The following is a 15,845-nucleotide window of genomic DNA, read 5'->3' as shown; positions in this document are numbered from 1 at the left end:
GTTCGCGCCGGCCTTTCCGCGTGTTCCTCGCTAGCGTCGGCGAGCCCATTGCGGCGGGGCACCGTCGCGTATGCTGGCGCAGCCATGTCAACCGTCCGGGCGGTCAGCCAATCGCGAGCCAAAACCGGCTCGATCTACCGCCCGGCGCGCCCCCCGATTCGTCCCGAAAACGCCCGAACCCCCGCCGCTGCCCGATTTCCGCCCGCAACGCCCGGCGGCATCATGCGGTAGAATTTCGTTTTGGAATAAGGATCGGAAGATGCACTGGCAGCCCCGGAGCGCCCACTTGATGCCCGTCCCGCGCGAATCGTGTCCCGCGGCGGAGCGTCATGTCCGTCATGCACGATCGTGTAGCTGCCTCTGAGTGCCGCGAAGCGACCGGCGTGGGTAGACCGCCGGCCGTGCTCGCTTCCTTGCAAGCCCTAGAAGATTTCAAGCATTGCGCCCCACGCGCATTGTCGGCCGACGCCTCGCGATGAGAGCGCCCGGCTGACCTACCGAGTCGTCCAAACATGAACGCACCTCAAGTTTTCGATCCGCACGGCGCCGCCGCTGCGGTGGCCGCCGATCCCGAAGCGCGCCTGCGCGAAATTCCCTATAACTACACGTCGTTCTCCGATCGCGAAATCGTCATCCGCCTGCTGGGCAACGACGCCTGGGACGCGCTCGCCGAACTGCGCGCCGAACGCCGCACCGGCCGCTCGGCGCGGATGTTGTACGAAGTGCTCGGCGATATCTGGGTAGTGCGCCGCAACCCATATCTGCAGGACGATCTGCTCGACAATCCGAAGCGCCGCGCGATGCTGATCGAGGCGCTCCATCACCGCCTCGCGGAAATCGAGAAGCGCCGCCGCGCCGATCTGAGCGAACACGGCGACGAAGCCGGCATCGAGCGCGCCGCCCGGGTCGAGAAGCTCGTGCAGGCCGCGCGCCGCGCCGTCGAAGAATTCGGCAAGGAATTCCAGCAGACCTACGACCTGCGCCGCCGCGCGACCCGCGTGCTCGGCAAGGTCACGCAAAAAGACAACATCAAGTTCGACGGGCTGTCGCGGGTCGCGCATGTGACCGACGCGACCGACTGGCGCGTCGAATATCCGTTCGTCGTGCTGACGCCCGACTCCGAGCAGGAGATCGCCGGCATGATCAAGGCCTGCTTCGAGCTCGGCCTGACCGTGATTCCGCGCGGCGGCGGCACGGGCTACACGGGCGGCGCGGTGCCGCTGACGCCGTTCTCGGCCGTGATCAACACCGAGAAGCTCGAACAGCTCGGCCCGGTCGAGATGACCGAGCTGCCGGGCGTCGATCGCAAGGTTGCGACGATCTTCTCCGGCGCGGGCGTCGTGACGCGGCGCGTGACCGAGGCGGCCGAGCAGGCCGGCTTCGTGTTCGCGGTCGACCCGACTTCGCTCGATGCGTCCTGCGTCGGCGGCAACGTCGCGATGAACGCGGGCGGCAAGAAGGCAGTGCTGTGGGGCACCGCGCTGGACAACCTCGCATGGTGGCGGATGGTCGACCCGGAAGGGAACTGGCTCGAAGTCACGCGTCTCGATCACAACCTGGGCAAGATTCACGACATCGAAGTCGCGCGTTTCGAGCTGAAGTGGTTCGACGGCAACTATGCGCCGGGCGAGAAGCTGCTGCGCAGCGAAGCGCTCGACATCAAGGGGCGTGTGTTCCGCAAGGAAGGCCTCGGCAAGGACGTCACGGATAAATTCCTCGCCGGCCTGCCGGGCGTGCAGAAGGAAGGCTGCGACGGTCTGATTACGTCGGCGCGCTGGATTCTGCACAAGATGCCCGCGCATACGCGTACCGTCTGCCTCGAGTTCTTCGGCCAGGCGCGCGAGGCGATTCCGAGCATCGTCGAAATCAAGGACTACCTGTTCGAAACGTCGCGCCAGGGCGGCGCGATTCTCGCCGGTCTCGAACACCTCGACGAGCGCTATCTGCGCGCGGTCGGCTATGCGACCAAGAGCAAGCGCAACGCGTTTCCGAAGATGGTGCTGATCGGCGATATCGTCGGCGACGACGCGGACGCGGTCGCGCAGGCTACCTCGGAAGTCGTGCGGATGGCCAACGGCAAGAGCGGCGAAGGCTTCGTCGCGGTCAGCGCCGAGGCGCGCAAGCGCTTCTGGCTCGACCGCAGCCGCACCGCCGCGATCGCCAAGCACACCAACGCGTTCAAGATCAACGAAGACGTGGTGATTCCGCTCGACCGGATGGGCGAGTACACCGACGGGATCGAGCGCATCAATATCGAGCTGTCGCTGAAGAACAAGCTGCAACTGGTCGACGCGCTCGAAGCATTCTTCAAGGCCGGCAAGCTGCCGCTCGGCAAGTCCGACGACGCGAACGAAATCCCCAGCGCCGAACTGCTCGAAGACCGTGTGCAACAGGCGCTCGATCTGCTCGCGCGGGTGCGCACCCGCTGGGAGTTCGTGCGCGACAAGCTCGATCTGTCGCTGCGCGAGGCGCAGCACTACCTCGTTGGTCTCGGCTACGAAGCGTTCGCCGAGAAGTTCGCCGACCGCGTCGATGCACAGCCGGACGCGACCGTCTTCCATCTCGCGCAGGACCGCACGATCCGCGTGTCGTGGAAGCAGGAAATCCGCGCCGAACTGCGGCAGATTTTCAACGGCGGTGAATTCAAGCCGATCCTCGACGAAGCCCAGGCGATCCACAAGCGGGTGCTGCGCGGCCGCGTGTTCGTCGCGCTGCATATGCACGCCGGCGACGGCAACGTGCACACGAACCTGCCCGTCAACTCCGACAACTACGAGATGCTGCAGGACGCGCACGTCGCGGTCGCGCGCATCATGAAGCTCGCGCGTTCGCTCGACGGCGTGATCTCCGGCGAACACGGCATCGGCATTACGAAGCTCGAATTCCTGACCGACGACGAAATCGGCGAATTCCGCGCGTACAAGCAGCGCGTCGATCCGCACGGCCGCTTCAACGCGGGCAAGCTGCTCGAAGGCGCGGACCTGCGCAACGCGTACACGCCGAGCTTCGGGCTGATGGGCTACGAATCGCTGATCATGCAGCAGTCCGACATCGGCGCGATTTCCGAGTCGATCAAGGACTGCCTGCGCTGCGGCAAGTGCAAGCCGGTGTGCGCGACCCACGTGCCGCGCGCGAACCTGCTGTACAGCCCGCGCAACAAGATTCTCGCCACCTCGCTGCTGGTCGAGGCGTTCCTGTACGAGGAGCAGACCCGCCGCGGCGTGTCGATCAAGCACTGGGACGAATTCAACGATGTCGCCGATCACTGCACGGTCTGCCACAAGTGCGTGACGCCGTGCCCGGTGAAGATCGACTTCGGCGACGTGACGATGAACATGCGCAACCTGCTGCGCAAGATGGGCAAGAAGAAGTTCAATCCGGGCAACGCGGCCGGCATGTTCTTCCTGAACGCGACCAATCCGCAGACCATCAATCTCGCGCGCACCGCGATGATGGGCGTCGGTTACAAGGCGCAGCGGCTCGGCAACGAGGTGCTGAAGAAGTTCGCGAAGAAGCAGACCGCGCATCCGCCGGCAACGGTCGGCAAGCCGGCGATCACCCAGCAGGTGATCCACTTCATGAACAAGAAGATGCCGGGCAATTTGCCGAAGAAGACCGCGCGCGCGCTGCTCGACATCGAGGACAACAAGATCGTCCCGATCATTCGCAATCCGAAGACCACCACTTCGGATACCGAAGCGGTGTTCTACTTCCCGGGCTGCGGCTCCGAGCGGCTGTTCTCGCAGGTCGGTCTGGCGACTCAGGCGATGCTGTGGGAGGCGGGCGTGCAGACGGTGTTGCCGCCTGGCTACCTGTGCTGCGGTTATCCGCAGCGCGGCTCGGGCCAGTTCGACAAGGCCGAGCAGATCGTCACCGATAACCGCGTGCTGTTCCACCGCGTCGCGAATACGCTGAACTATCTGGACATCAAGACGGTGGTGGTGTCGTGCGGGACCTGCTACGACCAGCTCGCCGGTTATGAATTCGAGAAGATTTTCCCGGGCTGCCGGATCGTCGACATTCACGAGTACCTGCTCGAGAAAGGCATCAAGCTCGACGGCGTGAACGGCGTGCGCTACATGTACCACGACCCGTGCCACTCGCCGATCAAGACGATTGACCCGGTCAAGCTGGTCAATCAGTTGATGGGCTCGGAGAACGACGGTTACAAGATCGAGAAGAACGATCGCTGCTGCGGCGAATCGGGCACGCTCGCGGTGACGCGTCCGGACGTGTCGACCCAGGTGCGCTTCCGCAAGGAAGAGGAAATCCGCAAGGGTGCCGCGAAGCTGCGCGGTATTCCGCTGGTCGCCGAAGCGGGCGCGAATGCGATCAATCCCGCCAATGCATCGGCGGGCGCCGCCGGCGCGCCGAACGGTTCGGTGCTGAAGGCCGGCGACGGTCCGCAGCCGAACGGGGCGACCGACGTGAAGATCCTGACCAGCTGCCCGTCGTGCCTGCAAGGGCTGTCGCGCTACAACGAGGACGCCGGCACCGAGGCGGATTACATCGTGGTCGAGATGGCACGTCACGTGCTCGGCGAGAACTGGATGGCGGACTACGTTCAACGGGCGAACAATGGCGGAATCGAGCGCGTGCTGGTTTAATGGCACGACCGACGATTCTTTGCTGAGGACGACGATGGACTGCGTTTTTTGCCGTGAAGACGGCGGCGATGTGCTGTGGCAGGACGACTCGCTGCGGGTCGTCCTCGCCGACGAACCCGATTACCCGGGCTTTTGCCGGGTCATCTGGAATGCGCATGTCGCGGAGTTTTCGGATCTTTCCGGTGGCGAGCGCGATCGCGTGATGCACGCGGTGTACGCGGTCGAGCGCGCTCTGCGGCGCGTGATGCAACCGGCGAAGGTCAACCTGGCGAGCCTTGGCAACCAGGTGCCGCATGTGCACTGGCACGTGATTCCGCGTTATTCGAACGACGCGCATTTCCCCCTGCCGATCTGGGCGCCGCGCCAGCGCACGGTGTCCGAAGCGATGCTGTCGGCGCGCCGTGCGCAAGCCACGCTGCTGCGCGAGGCGGTGCGGCAGGAAATCGAACAGGCGCTGGGCTGAACGTCCCTGCGCCGGGGCAGTTCGCCGGGTTCGCCGCTGATGGCGCGGTGAGCCCGGCGAGCGCCGTTATCTATTAGAGGCCAACATGAGCGGATTGACCCCCGAGACGCCGGTGCCGACCGGCGTGGTCGTGCATTCGAAGTCGCGTGTGCTCGAATTGCAGTACGCAAACGGCGAAGCGTATCGCGTGCCGTTCGAACTGCTGCGCGTGTATTCGCCGTCGGCGGAAGTGCAGGGCCACGGGCCCGGCCAGGAAACGCTGCAGACCGGCAAGCGCGAGGTGACGATCACGATGATCGAAGGCGTCGGCAATTACGCGCTGCAGCCGACGTTCTCCGACGGCCATTCGACCGGCATCTATTCGTGGGACCTGCTGCACGACATGGCGGTGCGCCAGGACGAGCTGTGGCGCGCATATCTTGCGAAGCTGGCGGCGGCCGGCCTCGACCGCGATACGCCGATGGCGCCCGCCGCGGCGGCGCACGGCCACTGTCACTGATACGATTCGCCCCCTCACGCCGCGCGAGCGGCGCAACATTCAAGAAAGAACACGCGAAAGGACGAGCGCGATGAGCAAAACCCACTTCGGCTTTCAATCGGTCGACGAACAGGACAAGGCGCAGAAGGTGGCGGGGGTGTTCCACTCGGTGGCCTCCAACTACGACTTGATGAACGACCTGATGTCGGGCGGATTGCACCGCGCGTGGAAGATGTTCACGATTGCCCAGGCGAATGTGCGGCCGGGCTACCGGGTGCTCGATATCGCGGGGGGCACCGGCGATCTGTCGAAGGCATTCGCGAAGCAGGCGGGCGAGAGCGGCGAAGTCTGGCATACCGACATCAACGAATCGATGCTGCGGGTGGGCCGCGACCGGCTGCTGGACAAGGGCGTCATCACCCCGACACTGCTGTGCGACGCCGAGAAAATTCCGTTTCCGGACAACTACTTCGACGTCGTCACGGTCGCGTTCGGTCTGCGTAACATGACCCATAAGGACGTCGCGCTCGCCGAGATGCGGCGCGTGCTGAAGCCGGCCGGACGTCTGCTGGTGCTGGAATTCTCGAAGGTGTGGGAGCCGCTCAAGAAGGTCTACGACGTGTACTCGTTCAAGGTGCTGCCGTGGCTCGGCGAGCGTTTCGCCAAGGACGCGGACAGCTACCAGTACCTGGCGGAGTCGATTCGCATGCATCCGGACCAGGAAACTTTGAAGACAATGATGGAACAAGCGGGTCTCGACGGCGTCAAATATTACAATTTGTCAGCTGGCGTGGTAGCGTTACATGTGGGGACGAAATACTAGGGTCCCTAACCCATCGATTTTTAAAGGAAATTCCGAAATGTCCGATTCCACGTTGTTATCTCCCTGTAAGGTCAAGCGGTCGCTGGCGAGAAGAATCGGACTGATCGCGATGGTCGGTCTGATCATGACCGGCACCCTTGCCTCTATCGACGCCGAAGCCCGCCGCATGGGCGGCGGCCGCAGCATCGGCCGTCAGTCGAACACCGTTCAGCAGCAGCACCAGAGCCCGCCGCCGTCGCAGCCGGGCCAGAACAGCCAGGCTCTCCAGCAGCAGCGCGCGCCGACCCCCACGCCGACGCCGCCCGCGGCACCTAATCGCAACCGCTGGCTCGGGCCGATCGCGGGTCTCGCCGCGGGTCTCGGTATCGCCGCGTTGCTGTCTCACTTCGGCCTCGGCGAAGCATTCGCCGGCATGTTCGCGAACGTGATCGTGATCGCGTTGATCGCGATGGTCGTCATCTGGCTGATTCGCCGTTTCACCAACCGCAAGCGCGCCGGGTCGCAGCCGGCGTATGCGGGCGCCGCGCCGTCGCTGAACACGAGCCAGACCGGCTATACGCAGGAGCCGCGCTACAGCGCGCCGCCTACCGGTTCGTACCTGGAGCCGCAAGGTAATCCGCTCACCACGCCGGCAGTCGGCGCGACGCCGTCGGTGCCGGCCGGCTTCGACTCCGAAGCGTTCCTGCGCAACGCGAAGGTGTACTTCGTGCGCCTGCAAGCCGCGTGGGACGTCGGCAACGTCGACGATATCCGCGAATTCACCACGCCGGAAATGTTCGCTGAAGTGCGCGTCGACCTCGCGTCGCGCGGCGCGCAGTCGAACCAGACCGATGTCGTCCAGTTGAATGCGGATCTGCTCGGCGTCGAGGAGCGCGGCAACGAGTACCTCGCGAGCGTGCGCTTCTCCGGGCTGATTCGCGAACAGCCGGGTGCGGCGGCCGAGCCGTTCGTCGAAGTCTGGAATCTGTCGAAGGCGAATCGTGCCGGCGAAGGCTGGCTGCTTGCCGGCATTCAGCAGGTCGAACAGCACTGAAGTGCTGAAGCGCCGCGCGCGGCTCACAAAAGCCCCGCGCGGCGTTGATCCGGTTCGTCGCCGATGCATCGCATAGGCCGTTCGGCATAGCAGGCCGCGAAGCGAACGGACGTTACAATAGAAACCCGCGCGAGCACCTGGCTCGCGCGGGTTTTTTCTTGCCACTTTCGATGACCCTTGCCGCCAAGCCCTTCGCTGCTGCTGTCAATCATCTGCTCGCCCGCGAATCGTGGGCTCGCGAGCGCCTCGTCCCCTACGCGGGCAAGACCGCCCGTCTGTCATGTCCGCCTGTCGTACTGGTGTTGCTGGTGCAACCGGACGGCTACCTCGGCACTGTCGACGAATCCGATGCGCCTCAGTTCGATGTGACGGTCTCAGTGCCGTCCGACGCGCTGCCGGCGTTCCTGCAAGGCGGCCAGGCCGCCGTGATGAAGCACGTGAAGATCGAAGGCGATGCCGAGTTCGCAACGGTGATCGCAAAGCTTGCCGAGCATCTGCGCTGGGAGCCGGAAGAGGATCTGTCGAAGCTGATCGGCGATGGGCCGGCGTGGCGCATTGCTTCACTGGTGCGCTCGATCGGCGGGCACGTGCAACGCACCGGCCGCAATCTGCTCGATACCGCGGCCGAATATCTGCTCGACGAAAATCCGCAACTGGTGCGCCGCGCAGCGCTCGCGGATTTCAACGTCGAGCTGGCGCGCGCGCGCGATGCGCTGGCGCGTGTCGAAAAGCGAATCGAGCGTCTCGAACAGAAGGTCGAAGCCCGAGGCGCGCATGCGCCGGGCGGCGCCGCCACGTCGCGCGGCACGCGCTAGTCACCGGGCCCAGTCATGCGTTTTCTGCGTTTCCTCAAAATATTTTTCACCGTCATCCGCTTCGGTCTCGACGAGATGATGCTCAGCCGCATCAACGATCGCCGCGTGCGTTTGTTGCTGCGTATCACCACGCTCGGCCGCAAGTTCGATGCGCCGCCGGGCGTGCGTCTGCGGCTCGCGCTCGAAAGTCTCGGGCCGATCTTCGTCAAGTTTGGCCAGGTGCTTTCCACGCGCCGCGATCTGCTGCCGGTCGACATCGCGAACGAACTCGCGAAGCTGCAGGACCAGGTTCCGCCGTTCGACTCGGCGGTCGCGATCGCGCTGGTCGAGAAGTCGCTCGGCGCGCCGGTCGACGTGCTGTTCGACGACTTCGAGCGGGTGCCGGTCGCGAGCGCGTCGATCGCGCAGGTTCACTTCGCGAAAGTCAAGGCCGGTCAGCATGCGGGTAAGGCCGTCGCGGTCAAGGTGCTGCGCCCGAACATGCTGCCGGTGATCGATTCCGATCTCGCGCTACTGCGCGACATCGCGGTGTGGGCGGAGCGCCTGTGGGCCGACGGCAAGCGCCTGAAGCCGCGCGAGGTGGTCGCCGAATTCGACAAGTATCTGCACGACGAGCTCGATCTGATGCGCGAGGCGGCCAACGGCAGCCAGTTGCGGCGCAACTTCCAGGGACTCGACCTGCTAATGGTGCCGGAGATGTACTGGGAGTTCTGTACGCCGACGGTGCTGGTGATGGAGCGGATGGTCGGGGTGCCGATCAGCCAGGTCGACACGCTGCGCGCGGCCGGCGTCGATATTGCGAAGCTCGCGCGCGAAGGCGTCGAAATCTTCTTCACGCAGGTGTTCCGCGACGGCTTTTTCCACGCCGACATGCACCCGGGCAACATCCAGGTGAGTCTCGATCCGGCGCACTTCGGACGCTATATCGCGCTCGATTTCGGCATCATCGGCGCGCTGTCGGACTTCGATAAGAATTACCTCGCGCAGAACTTCCTTGCGTTTTTCAAGCGCGACTACCATCGCGTCGCGACGCTGCATCTCGAGTCCGGCTGGGTGCCGCCGACCACTCGCATCGAAGAACTGGAAAGCGCGATCCGCGCGGTCTGCGAGCCGTATTTCGATCGCGCGCTGAAAGATATTTCGCTCGGCCAGGTGCTGATGCGGCTGTTCTCGACCTCGCGCCGCTTCAACGTCGAGATTCAACCGCAACTGGTGCTGTTGCAGAAGACCATGCTGAACGTTGAAGGCTTGGGCCGTTCGCTCGATCCCGAACTCGACCTGTGGAAGACCGCGAAGCCCTATCTCGAACGCTGGATGAACGAGCAGATTGGTCTGCGCGGCTGGTACGAGCGGCTCAAAATCGAAGTGCCGCAGTGGAGCAAGACGCTGCCGCAACTGCCGCGTCTGATCCATTACGCGCTGGCCGAGCATCACAACCCGGTCGGCGGCGCGAACGACGACGTGATCCGCCAGATCCTGCTCGAGCAGAAGCGCACCAATCGACTGCTGCAAGGCCTGCTGCTGTTTGGCGTCGCGGTCGGTGTCGGCGCGGTGCTCGCGCGGGCGTTCCTGATGTTCGCTTACGGCGGCTGAGCGCGGCTGACGCTGGCCGGCCGCAACTGCACGAGGTATCCGATGAGCGATCCGACCCAACCCTCTGCGCCCGATTTCGAGACCCGCGATCCGAACTCGCCCGAGTTCTGGGACGAACGCTTCGAGCGCCACTTCACGCCGTGGGACCAGGCTGGTGTGCCGTCCGCGTTTCGCGTGTTTGCCGAACGTCATCGCGACGCCGCGGTGCTGATTCCCGGCTGCGGCAGTGCGTACGAAGCGGTGTGGCTCGCGCGTCAGGGCAACCCGGTGCGCGCGATCGACTTCTCGGCGGCGGCGGTTGCGGCGGCGCGCGAGCAGTTGGGCGCGCAGGACGCCCAACTGGTAGAGCAGGCGGATTTTTTCACTTATGAGCCGCCGTTCGAACCGGCGTGGATTTATGAGCGCGCGTTTTTCTGCGCGTTGCCCCCGGCGCGCCGCGCCGACTACGTGCGGCGGATGGCGGAGCTGTTGCCGCCCGGCGGCTTGCTCGCGGGATTCTTTTTTCTCGGCGCGACGCCGAAAGGGCCGCCGTTTGGCACCGAGCGAGCCGAACTCGACGCGCTATTTGCGCCGCACTTCGAGCTGATCGAGGACGAGCCGGTGGCCGATTCGATCGCCGTGTTCGCCGGCCGCGAGCGTTGGCTGAGCTGGCGGCGACGCGCATAACGGCGCGGACCGCACCGTATCACGCGGCGCGCTCTTGACAGTGGCGCGGGCCGCCCCCAACTGACGCGACGGCGCGCGCGTCGCGCGCCCGCTTCCCGAAAACCGGGGAGCGGCCATCGTTTGCGGCTATAATTCAAGGCTTTGCAAGCGTTTACAAGATTTCAGTAGGGATTTGGAGTAGGAAACGATCATGCCGATCTACGCTTATCGTTGCGGGTCATGCGGTTTCGGGAAGGACGTGCTCCAGAAGATGAGCGACCCCCAATTGACGCAGTGCCCCGAGTGCGGAAAAGACACTTTTAGCAAGCAGCTCACCGCTGCCGGCTTCCAGCTGAAAGGCTCGGGCTGGTATGTGACCGATTTCCGCGGCGGCAGCGGCGGAACCAGCGCGTCGGCCACCTCGGAAACGAAGTCCGAGCCGGCCGCCGCGACTTCGGACGCACCGGCCGCAGCCCCTGCCGCGCCCGCTGCCTCCGCTGCGGCGGCGCCCGCCTCGAGCCCGAGCGGCTCCGGCAGCGCCTAGTAGCACAGCCGCCCTGCGTGGGCGGCGCATCTGTCGCGCGGCGGGCCTCGGCTCACGCGGCTTTCTGGCGGTACACATGACGACGAAAAAAACCACGCTCAAATCGGTGTTTCTGACTGGCCTGCTGGTGCTGGTGCCTCTGGCCATCACACTGTGGGTGCTCGGTCTGATCATCGGCACGATGGACCAGACGCTGTTGCTGCTGCCCATGTCGTGGCAGCCGGAACGCGCGATCGGTTATCGGCTGCCGGGCCTCGGCGCGGTGCTCACGCTCGCGTTCATCTTTGTCGTCGGCCTGTTGACGCAGAACTTCATTGGGCAGAAGCTCGTCCAGTGGTGGGAGCTGCTGGTCGCGCACATTCCGGTGGTCGGCCCGCTCTACACCAGCGTCAAGCAGGTGTCCGACACGCTGCTGTCGAGCAGCGGCAACGCGTTCCGCAAGGCGCTGCTGATCGAGTACCCGCGCCGCGGTTCCTACACGATCGGGTTTCTGACCGGCGTGCCGGGCGGCGACGTGGTCAATCACCTGCGGGAAGACTACGTCAGCGTGTACGTGCCGACCACGCCGAACCCGACGTCCGGCTTCTTCCTGATGGTGCCGAAAAGCGAAGTGATCGAGCTCGACATGACCGTCGACGCTGCGCTCAAGTACATCGTTTCGATGGGCGTCGTGGCGCCGTCCGCGCCGCCGCCGGCGCCGGTGCGCCGCACCACCGTCGAGCCTCCGCTGTAATGCCGGTGCGCAACGTTTCATGCAGGATCGCCTGCGGCGCGCCGATCAACCAATGCAAAACGAAAGACAAACATCATGTCGATGAGATCTGAATACTGCGGTCTGGTGACCGAAGAACTGCTGGGCCAATCCGTCTCGCTGTGCGGCTGGGTAAGCCGCCGCCGCGACCATGGCGGCGTCATCTTCATCGACCTGCGCGATCGCGAAGGGCTCGTCCAGGTCGTCTGCGACCCGGATCGCGCCGACATGTTCAAGGTCGCCGAAGGCGTGCGCAACGAGTTCTGCGTGCAGGTCAAGGGCGTCGTGCGCGGCCGTCCGGAAGGCACCACGAACGCGTCGCTCAAGAGCGGCAAGATCGAAGTGCTGTGCCATGAGCTGATCGTGCTGAACGCGTCGGTCACGCCGCCGTTCCAGCTCGACGACGACAACCTCTCGGAAACCACCCGCCTCACGCATCGCGTGCTCGATCTGCGCCGTCCGCAGATGCAGCACAACCTGCGTCTGCGCTACCGCGTCGCGATCGAAGTGCGCAAGTACCTCGACGAACAGGGCTTCATCGACATCGAAACGCCGATGCTGACGAAGAGCACGCCGGAAGGCGCGCGCGACTACCTGGTGCCGTCGCGTACCAACCCGGGTCAGTTCTTCGCGCTGCCGCAGTCGCCGCAGCTGTTCAAGCAGCTGCTGATGGTCGCGAACTTCGACCGTTACTACCAGATCACCAAGTGCTTCCGCGACGAAGACCTGCGCGCCGACCGTCAGCCGGAATTCACGCAGATCGACTGCGAAACCTCGTTCCTGACGGAACAGGAAATCCGCGATCTGTTCGAGGCGATGATCCGTCACGTGTTCAAGACCACGATCAACGTCGAACTCGCCGAAAAATTCCCGGTGATGGAATACGCGGAAGCGATGCGCCGCTTCGGTTCGGACAAGCCGGACCTGCGCGTGCAGCTCGAATTCACCGAGCTGACCGATGCGATGCGCGACGTCGACTTCAAGGTGTTCAGCACGCCGGCCAATACGAAGGACGGCCGCGTCGCGGCGCTGCGCGTGCCGAAGGGCGGCGAGCTCTCGCGTGGCGACATCGACAGCTACACGGAATTCGTGCGCATCTACGGCGCGAAGGGCCTCGCGTGGATCAAGGTCAACGAAGTTGCGAAGGGCCGTGACGGTCTGCAAAGCCCGATCGTCAAGAACCTGCACGACGAAGCGCTGAAGGCGATCATCGAGCGCACCGGCGCGCAAGACGGCGACATCATTTTCTTCGCGGCGGATCGCGCGAAGGTCGTCAACGACAGCCTCGGCGCGCTGCGTCTGAAGATCGGTCATTCGGAATTCGGCAAGGCCAACGGTCTCGTGCAGTCGGGCTGGAAGCCGCTGTGGGTGATCGACTTCCCGATGTTCGAATACGACGAGGAAGATAACCGCTACGTGGCCGCGCATCACCCGTTCACGAGCCCGAAGGACGAGCACCTCGAGTACCTCGAAACCGATCCGGCACGCTGCCTCGCCAAGGCCTACGACATGGTGCTGAACGGCTGGGAAATCGGCGGCGGCTCGGTGCGTATCTACCGCGAGGAAGTGCAGAGCAAGGTGTTCCGCGCGCTGAAGATCAACGCGGAAGAAGCGCAGGCCAAGTTCGGCTTCCTGCTCGACGCGCTGCAATACGGCGCGCCCCCGCACGGCGGTATCGCATTCGGTCTGGACCGCATCGTCACGATGATGGCCGGCGCCGACTCGATCCGCGACGTGATCGCGTTCCCGAAGACGCAGCGTGCGCAGGATCTGCTCACGCAGGCGCCGAGCGAAGTCGACGAGCGTCAGCTGCGCGAACTGCACATCCGTCTGCGTTCGCCGGAACCGAAGGTGTAAGTAAGACGAGGGGCCGCCGCCCGCGGCCCGTAGGTTTGGCGGCGGGCTGTCCGCTGTCGGCGACACCCTGCAAGCAGCAGGTGAGCGCCCGACCCGCCGCCGCAAAAAAGCGACACACGCGCTATGAAAAGGCGCTGAGGTGACCCCGCCTCAGCGCCTTTTTCGTTTTTTGCGTTACAGTGAAGCCACCGTTTTCCGACCCTTTCGACTGTCATCCGACATGTACCGCGCGCGCGTCGCGCCTCGTTTTCAGCCATGCCGAAACCGCCGAAAATTCCGCAGTCCGTCCTCGTCGTTATTCATACGCCCGCGCTCGATGTGCTGCTGCTCGAGCGCGCCGACCATGCCGGCTTCTGGCAGTCGGTGACGGGCTCGAAAGATCGTATCGACGAGCCGCTCGCCGACACGGCGGTGCGCGAGGTCGGCGAGGAGACCGGCATCATGATCGGCGGCGCGCTGGTGCCTCGCACCGCGCTGTTCGACTGGCAATACTCGATCGACTACGAGATCTACCCGGAATTTCGCCACCGCTACGAAGCGGGCGTGATCCACAACACCGAGCACTGGTTCAGCCTCGAGGTGCCCGAGCGCATCGACGTGACGCTCGCGCCGCGCGAGCACACCGCGTTTCAGTGGCTGCCGTATGAAGAGGCGGCGTCGCGTTGCTTCTCCGCGTCGAATGCCGATGCGATCCTGCAGTTGCCACGCCGGCTCGGCGCACGCGCGGTCGTCGGCACCCAGGCCGGCCCGCTCGCCGGGGAGCGCAGCCAGTGAGCGCAGGCGGCGGTCGTTTCTCCCGTCTGCGGCACACGCTGCTCGGCCGCCGTTACTGGCAGCGCTACCGCTTCACCAGTAACAACGAGGTCAAGCTGCTGCGCTCCGGCGACGAGTTCTTCGACGCGCTGATCGAGCGCATCGATGCCGCCGAGCAAAGCGTCGCCCTCGAAACCTACATCTTCTGCGACGACGAGTCCGGCCAGGCGGTCAACGACGCGCTGCTGCGCGCCGCGAAGCGCGGCGTGCGGGTGCGCGTGATCACCGACGGCATCGGCACCGCGCGGCTGAAAATGTTCGAGCAATGGCCGGCCGCCGGCATCGAGCATCGCATTTACAACCCGCATATCTTCGGCCGCTTCGGCTTTTCGCGTACTCACCGCAAGCTCGCGGTGGTCGACAACGAGGTCGGCTATTGCGGCGGCATCAACATCGTCGACGACTACGAGAACAACGGCCAGAAGCTGCCGTACCGCCGCTGGGACTTCGCGGTCGAGTTGCGCGGCCCGGTAGTCAGCGACATCCGCGACGCGATCGAGGTGCAGTGGCGGCGCATTCACGTCGGCCACCGGCCGCTCGACTCGATCAAGCCGGACCTGTCGCCGCACGACACGAGCTCGCTCGGCAGCTTGCGGCGGCGCCGCCGGCGTCGCAACGAGGAACTGTGGGCGGGCGGCGAGCCGTGCGTTGCGTTCGTCGCGCGCGACAACCTGATCAACCGCCGCGCGATCGAAAAGGCCTACCTCGCCGCGATCGGCCAGGCGCGCCACGAAATCCTGCTGGCCAATCCGTACTTCATGCCCGGGCGCAAGCTGCGGCGCGCGCTGGTGTACGCGGCGCGGCGCGGCGTGGAGGTGAAGCTGATCATCGGCCGCAAGGAGTTTAAGGCGCTCGATTACGCGGTGCCGTTTCTCTACAACGCGCTGTTGCGCGCGGGCGTGCAGATCGCCGAGTACGAGAAGACGCTGCTGCACGGCAAGGTCGCGGTGGTCGACTCCAACTGGGGCACCGTCGGCTCGTCGAATCTCGATGCGTTGAGCCTGATGCTGAATAACGAGGCGAACGTCGTGCTGGTCAATGATCAGTCGATTGCGCGCTTGCGCGAGGCGATTCTCGGCGCGGTCGCGGACGCGCGCCCGATCGATGAAGCGCACTATGAAAAGCGCCCGGCACGGGTGCGCGCGATCAGCTGGATCGCGTACACGAGCTACCGCGTGGCGATGAAAGTGTTGACGGTTGGCGGTTACGACTAGCGGCACCCCGGCTCCCTGCTTGCCGTACGATGTGAGCCGTTACAGCAGGTGCGGAGCAGCGATGCAAGTGCAGCGCACGCAACACAGAAAGAGAACAGGCGCGTGCCGACCGGCAAGCCTTGACACAAGGCAAACGCCTCTAAAAATCTGATTGATCTGATTGACGAAAACCGCAACATTAGAGGCCGGGTTAGAAACCGGTTTCTAAT

General features: G+C 64.7%; 13 protein-coding genes. All 13 read left to right on the top strand.

The window, feature by feature from the left end; genetic code table 11:
* Positions 1-512: 512 nt before the first annotated feature.
* The 13 genes from LJ656_RS05320 to clsB all read left to right on the top strand — a co-directional run bounded on the left by LJ656_RS05320 (position 513) and on the right by clsB (position 15,636).
* The gene (locus tag LJ656_RS05320) at positions 513-4,607 is read left to right on the top strand and encodes a DUF3683 domain-containing protein (RefSeq protein WP_230508224.1); all 4,095 of its coding nucleotides are present in this window, start codon (positions 513-515) and stop codon (positions 4,605-4,607) included.
* Positions 4,608-4,641: 34 nt separating this feature from the next.
* Positions 4,642-5,070, top strand: coding sequence for an HIT family protein (locus tag LJ656_RS05315; protein WP_230508223.1), 429 nt, complete (start codon positions 4,642-4,644; stop codon positions 5,068-5,070).
* 85 nt (positions 5,071-5,155) lie between these two features.
* Positions 5,156-5,569: a gamma-butyrobetaine hydroxylase family protein gene (locus tag LJ656_RS05310; protein WP_230508222.1), complete on the top strand. Its 414-nt coding sequence runs from the start codon at positions 5,156-5,158 to the stop codon at positions 5,567-5,569.
* Between the two features lie 70 nt (positions 5,570-5,639).
* The gene (ubiE, locus tag LJ656_RS05305; RefSeq protein ID WP_230508221.1) at positions 5,640-6,371 is read left to right on the top strand and encodes a bifunctional demethylmenaquinone methyltransferase/2-methoxy-6-polyprenyl-1,4-benzoquinol methylase UbiE; all 732 of its coding nucleotides are present in this window, start codon (positions 5,640-5,642) and stop codon (positions 6,369-6,371) included.
* Positions 6,372-6,408: 37 nt separating this feature from the next.
* Complete coding sequence (locus tag LJ656_RS05300) at positions 6,409-7,404, top strand: Tim44 domain-containing protein (RefSeq protein ID WP_230508220.1); 996 nt, start codon at positions 6,409-6,411, stop codon at positions 7,402-7,404.
* A 170-nt stretch (positions 7,405-7,574) separates the two neighbouring features.
* Positions 7,575-8,219 carry a ubiquinone biosynthesis accessory factor UbiJ gene (locus LJ656_RS05295; protein WP_230508219.1) on the top strand — a complete coding sequence of 215 codons (645 nt, stop codon included), beginning with the start codon at positions 7,575-7,577 and terminating at the stop codon, positions 8,217-8,219.
* Positions 8,220-8,234: 15 nt separating this feature from the next.
* Complete coding sequence (gene ubiB, locus LJ656_RS05290; RefSeq protein ID WP_230508218.1) at positions 8,235-9,812, top strand: ubiquinone biosynthesis regulatory protein kinase UbiB; 1,578 nt, start codon at positions 8,235-8,237, stop codon at positions 9,810-9,812.
* Positions 9,813-9,854: 42 nt separating this feature from the next.
* A complete protein-coding gene (locus tag LJ656_RS05285) occupies positions 9,855-10,478 on the top strand; it encodes a methyltransferase domain-containing protein (RefSeq protein ID WP_230508217.1) in 624 nt (207 codons plus the stop codon).
* 190 nt (positions 10,479-10,668) lie between these two features.
* A complete protein-coding gene (locus tag LJ656_RS05280) occupies positions 10,669-11,001 on the top strand; it encodes an FmdB family zinc ribbon protein (protein ID WP_230508216.1) in 333 nt (110 codons plus the stop codon).
* Between the two features lie 76 nt (positions 11,002-11,077).
* Positions 11,078-11,734: a DUF502 domain-containing protein gene (locus LJ656_RS05275; protein ID WP_230508215.1), complete on the top strand. Its 657-nt coding sequence runs from the start codon at positions 11,078-11,080 to the stop codon at positions 11,732-11,734.
* A gap of 75 nt (positions 11,735-11,809) precedes the next feature.
* Entirely contained in the window at positions 11,810-13,609 is a 1,800-nt protein-coding gene (gene aspS / locus LJ656_RS05270) for an aspartate--tRNA ligase (protein ID WP_230508214.1), read from the top strand.
* Positions 13,610-13,864: 255 nt separating this feature from the next.
* Complete coding sequence (gene nudB, locus LJ656_RS05265; RefSeq protein WP_230508213.1) at positions 13,865-14,383, top strand: dihydroneopterin triphosphate diphosphatase; 519 nt, start codon at positions 13,865-13,867, stop codon at positions 14,381-14,383.
* Positions 14,380-15,636 carry a cardiolipin synthase ClsB gene (gene clsB / locus LJ656_RS05260; protein WP_230508212.1) on the top strand — a complete coding sequence of 419 codons (1,257 nt, stop codon included), beginning with the start codon at positions 14,380-14,382 and terminating at the stop codon, positions 15,634-15,636. The genes nudB and clsB overlap by 4 nt, the downstream gene beginning before the upstream one ends.
* Positions 15,637-15,845: the final 209 nt, after the last annotated feature.

This window comes from Paraburkholderia sejongensis (assembly GCF_020880815.1).
GTDB lineage: Bacteria > Pseudomonadota > Gammaproteobacteria > Burkholderiales > Burkholderiaceae > Paraburkholderia > Paraburkholderia sejongensis.
The sequence above is the reverse complement of the archived record's forward strand: the minus strand, read 5'-3'. Positions and strand labels throughout refer to the sequence as shown.

Excerpts from the sequence above, each read along its gene's own strand:
- LJ656_RS05320 (WP_230508224.1), top strand. The coding sequence starts at position 513 with ATGAACGCACCTCAAGTTTTCGATCCGCACGGCGCCGCCGCTGCGGTG.
- LJ656_RS05315 (WP_230508223.1), top strand. The coding sequence starts at position 4,642 with ATGGACTGCGTTTTTTGCCGTGAAGACGGCGGCGATGTGCTGTGGCAG.
- LJ656_RS05310 (WP_230508222.1), top strand. The coding sequence starts at position 5,156 with ATGAGCGGATTGACCCCCGAGACGCCGGTGCCGACCGGCGTGGTCGTG.
- ubiE (WP_230508221.1), top strand. The coding sequence starts at position 5,640 with ATGAGCAAAACCCACTTCGGCTTTCAATCGGTCGACGAACAGGACAAG.
- LJ656_RS05300 (WP_230508220.1), top strand. The coding sequence starts at position 6,409 with ATGTCCGATTCCACGTTGTTATCTCCCTGTAAGGTCAAGCGGTCGCTG.
- LJ656_RS05295 (WP_230508219.1), top strand. The coding sequence starts at position 7,575 with ATGACCCTTGCCGCCAAGCCCTTCGCTGCTGCTGTCAATCATCTGCTC.
- ubiB (WP_230508218.1), top strand. The coding sequence starts at position 8,235 with ATGCGTTTTCTGCGTTTCCTCAAAATATTTTTCACCGTCATCCGCTTC.
- LJ656_RS05285 (WP_230508217.1), top strand. The coding sequence starts at position 9,855 with ATGAGCGATCCGACCCAACCCTCTGCGCCCGATTTCGAGACCCGCGAT.
- LJ656_RS05280 (WP_230508216.1), top strand. The coding sequence starts at position 10,669 with ATGCCGATCTACGCTTATCGTTGCGGGTCATGCGGTTTCGGGAAGGAC.
- LJ656_RS05275 (WP_230508215.1), top strand. The coding sequence starts at position 11,078 with ATGACGACGAAAAAAACCACGCTCAAATCGGTGTTTCTGACTGGCCTG.
- aspS (WP_230508214.1), top strand. The coding sequence starts at position 11,810 with ATGTCGATGAGATCTGAATACTGCGGTCTGGTGACCGAAGAACTGCTG.
- nudB (WP_230508213.1), top strand. The coding sequence starts at position 13,865 with ATGCCGAAACCGCCGAAAATTCCGCAGTCCGTCCTCGTCGTTATTCAT.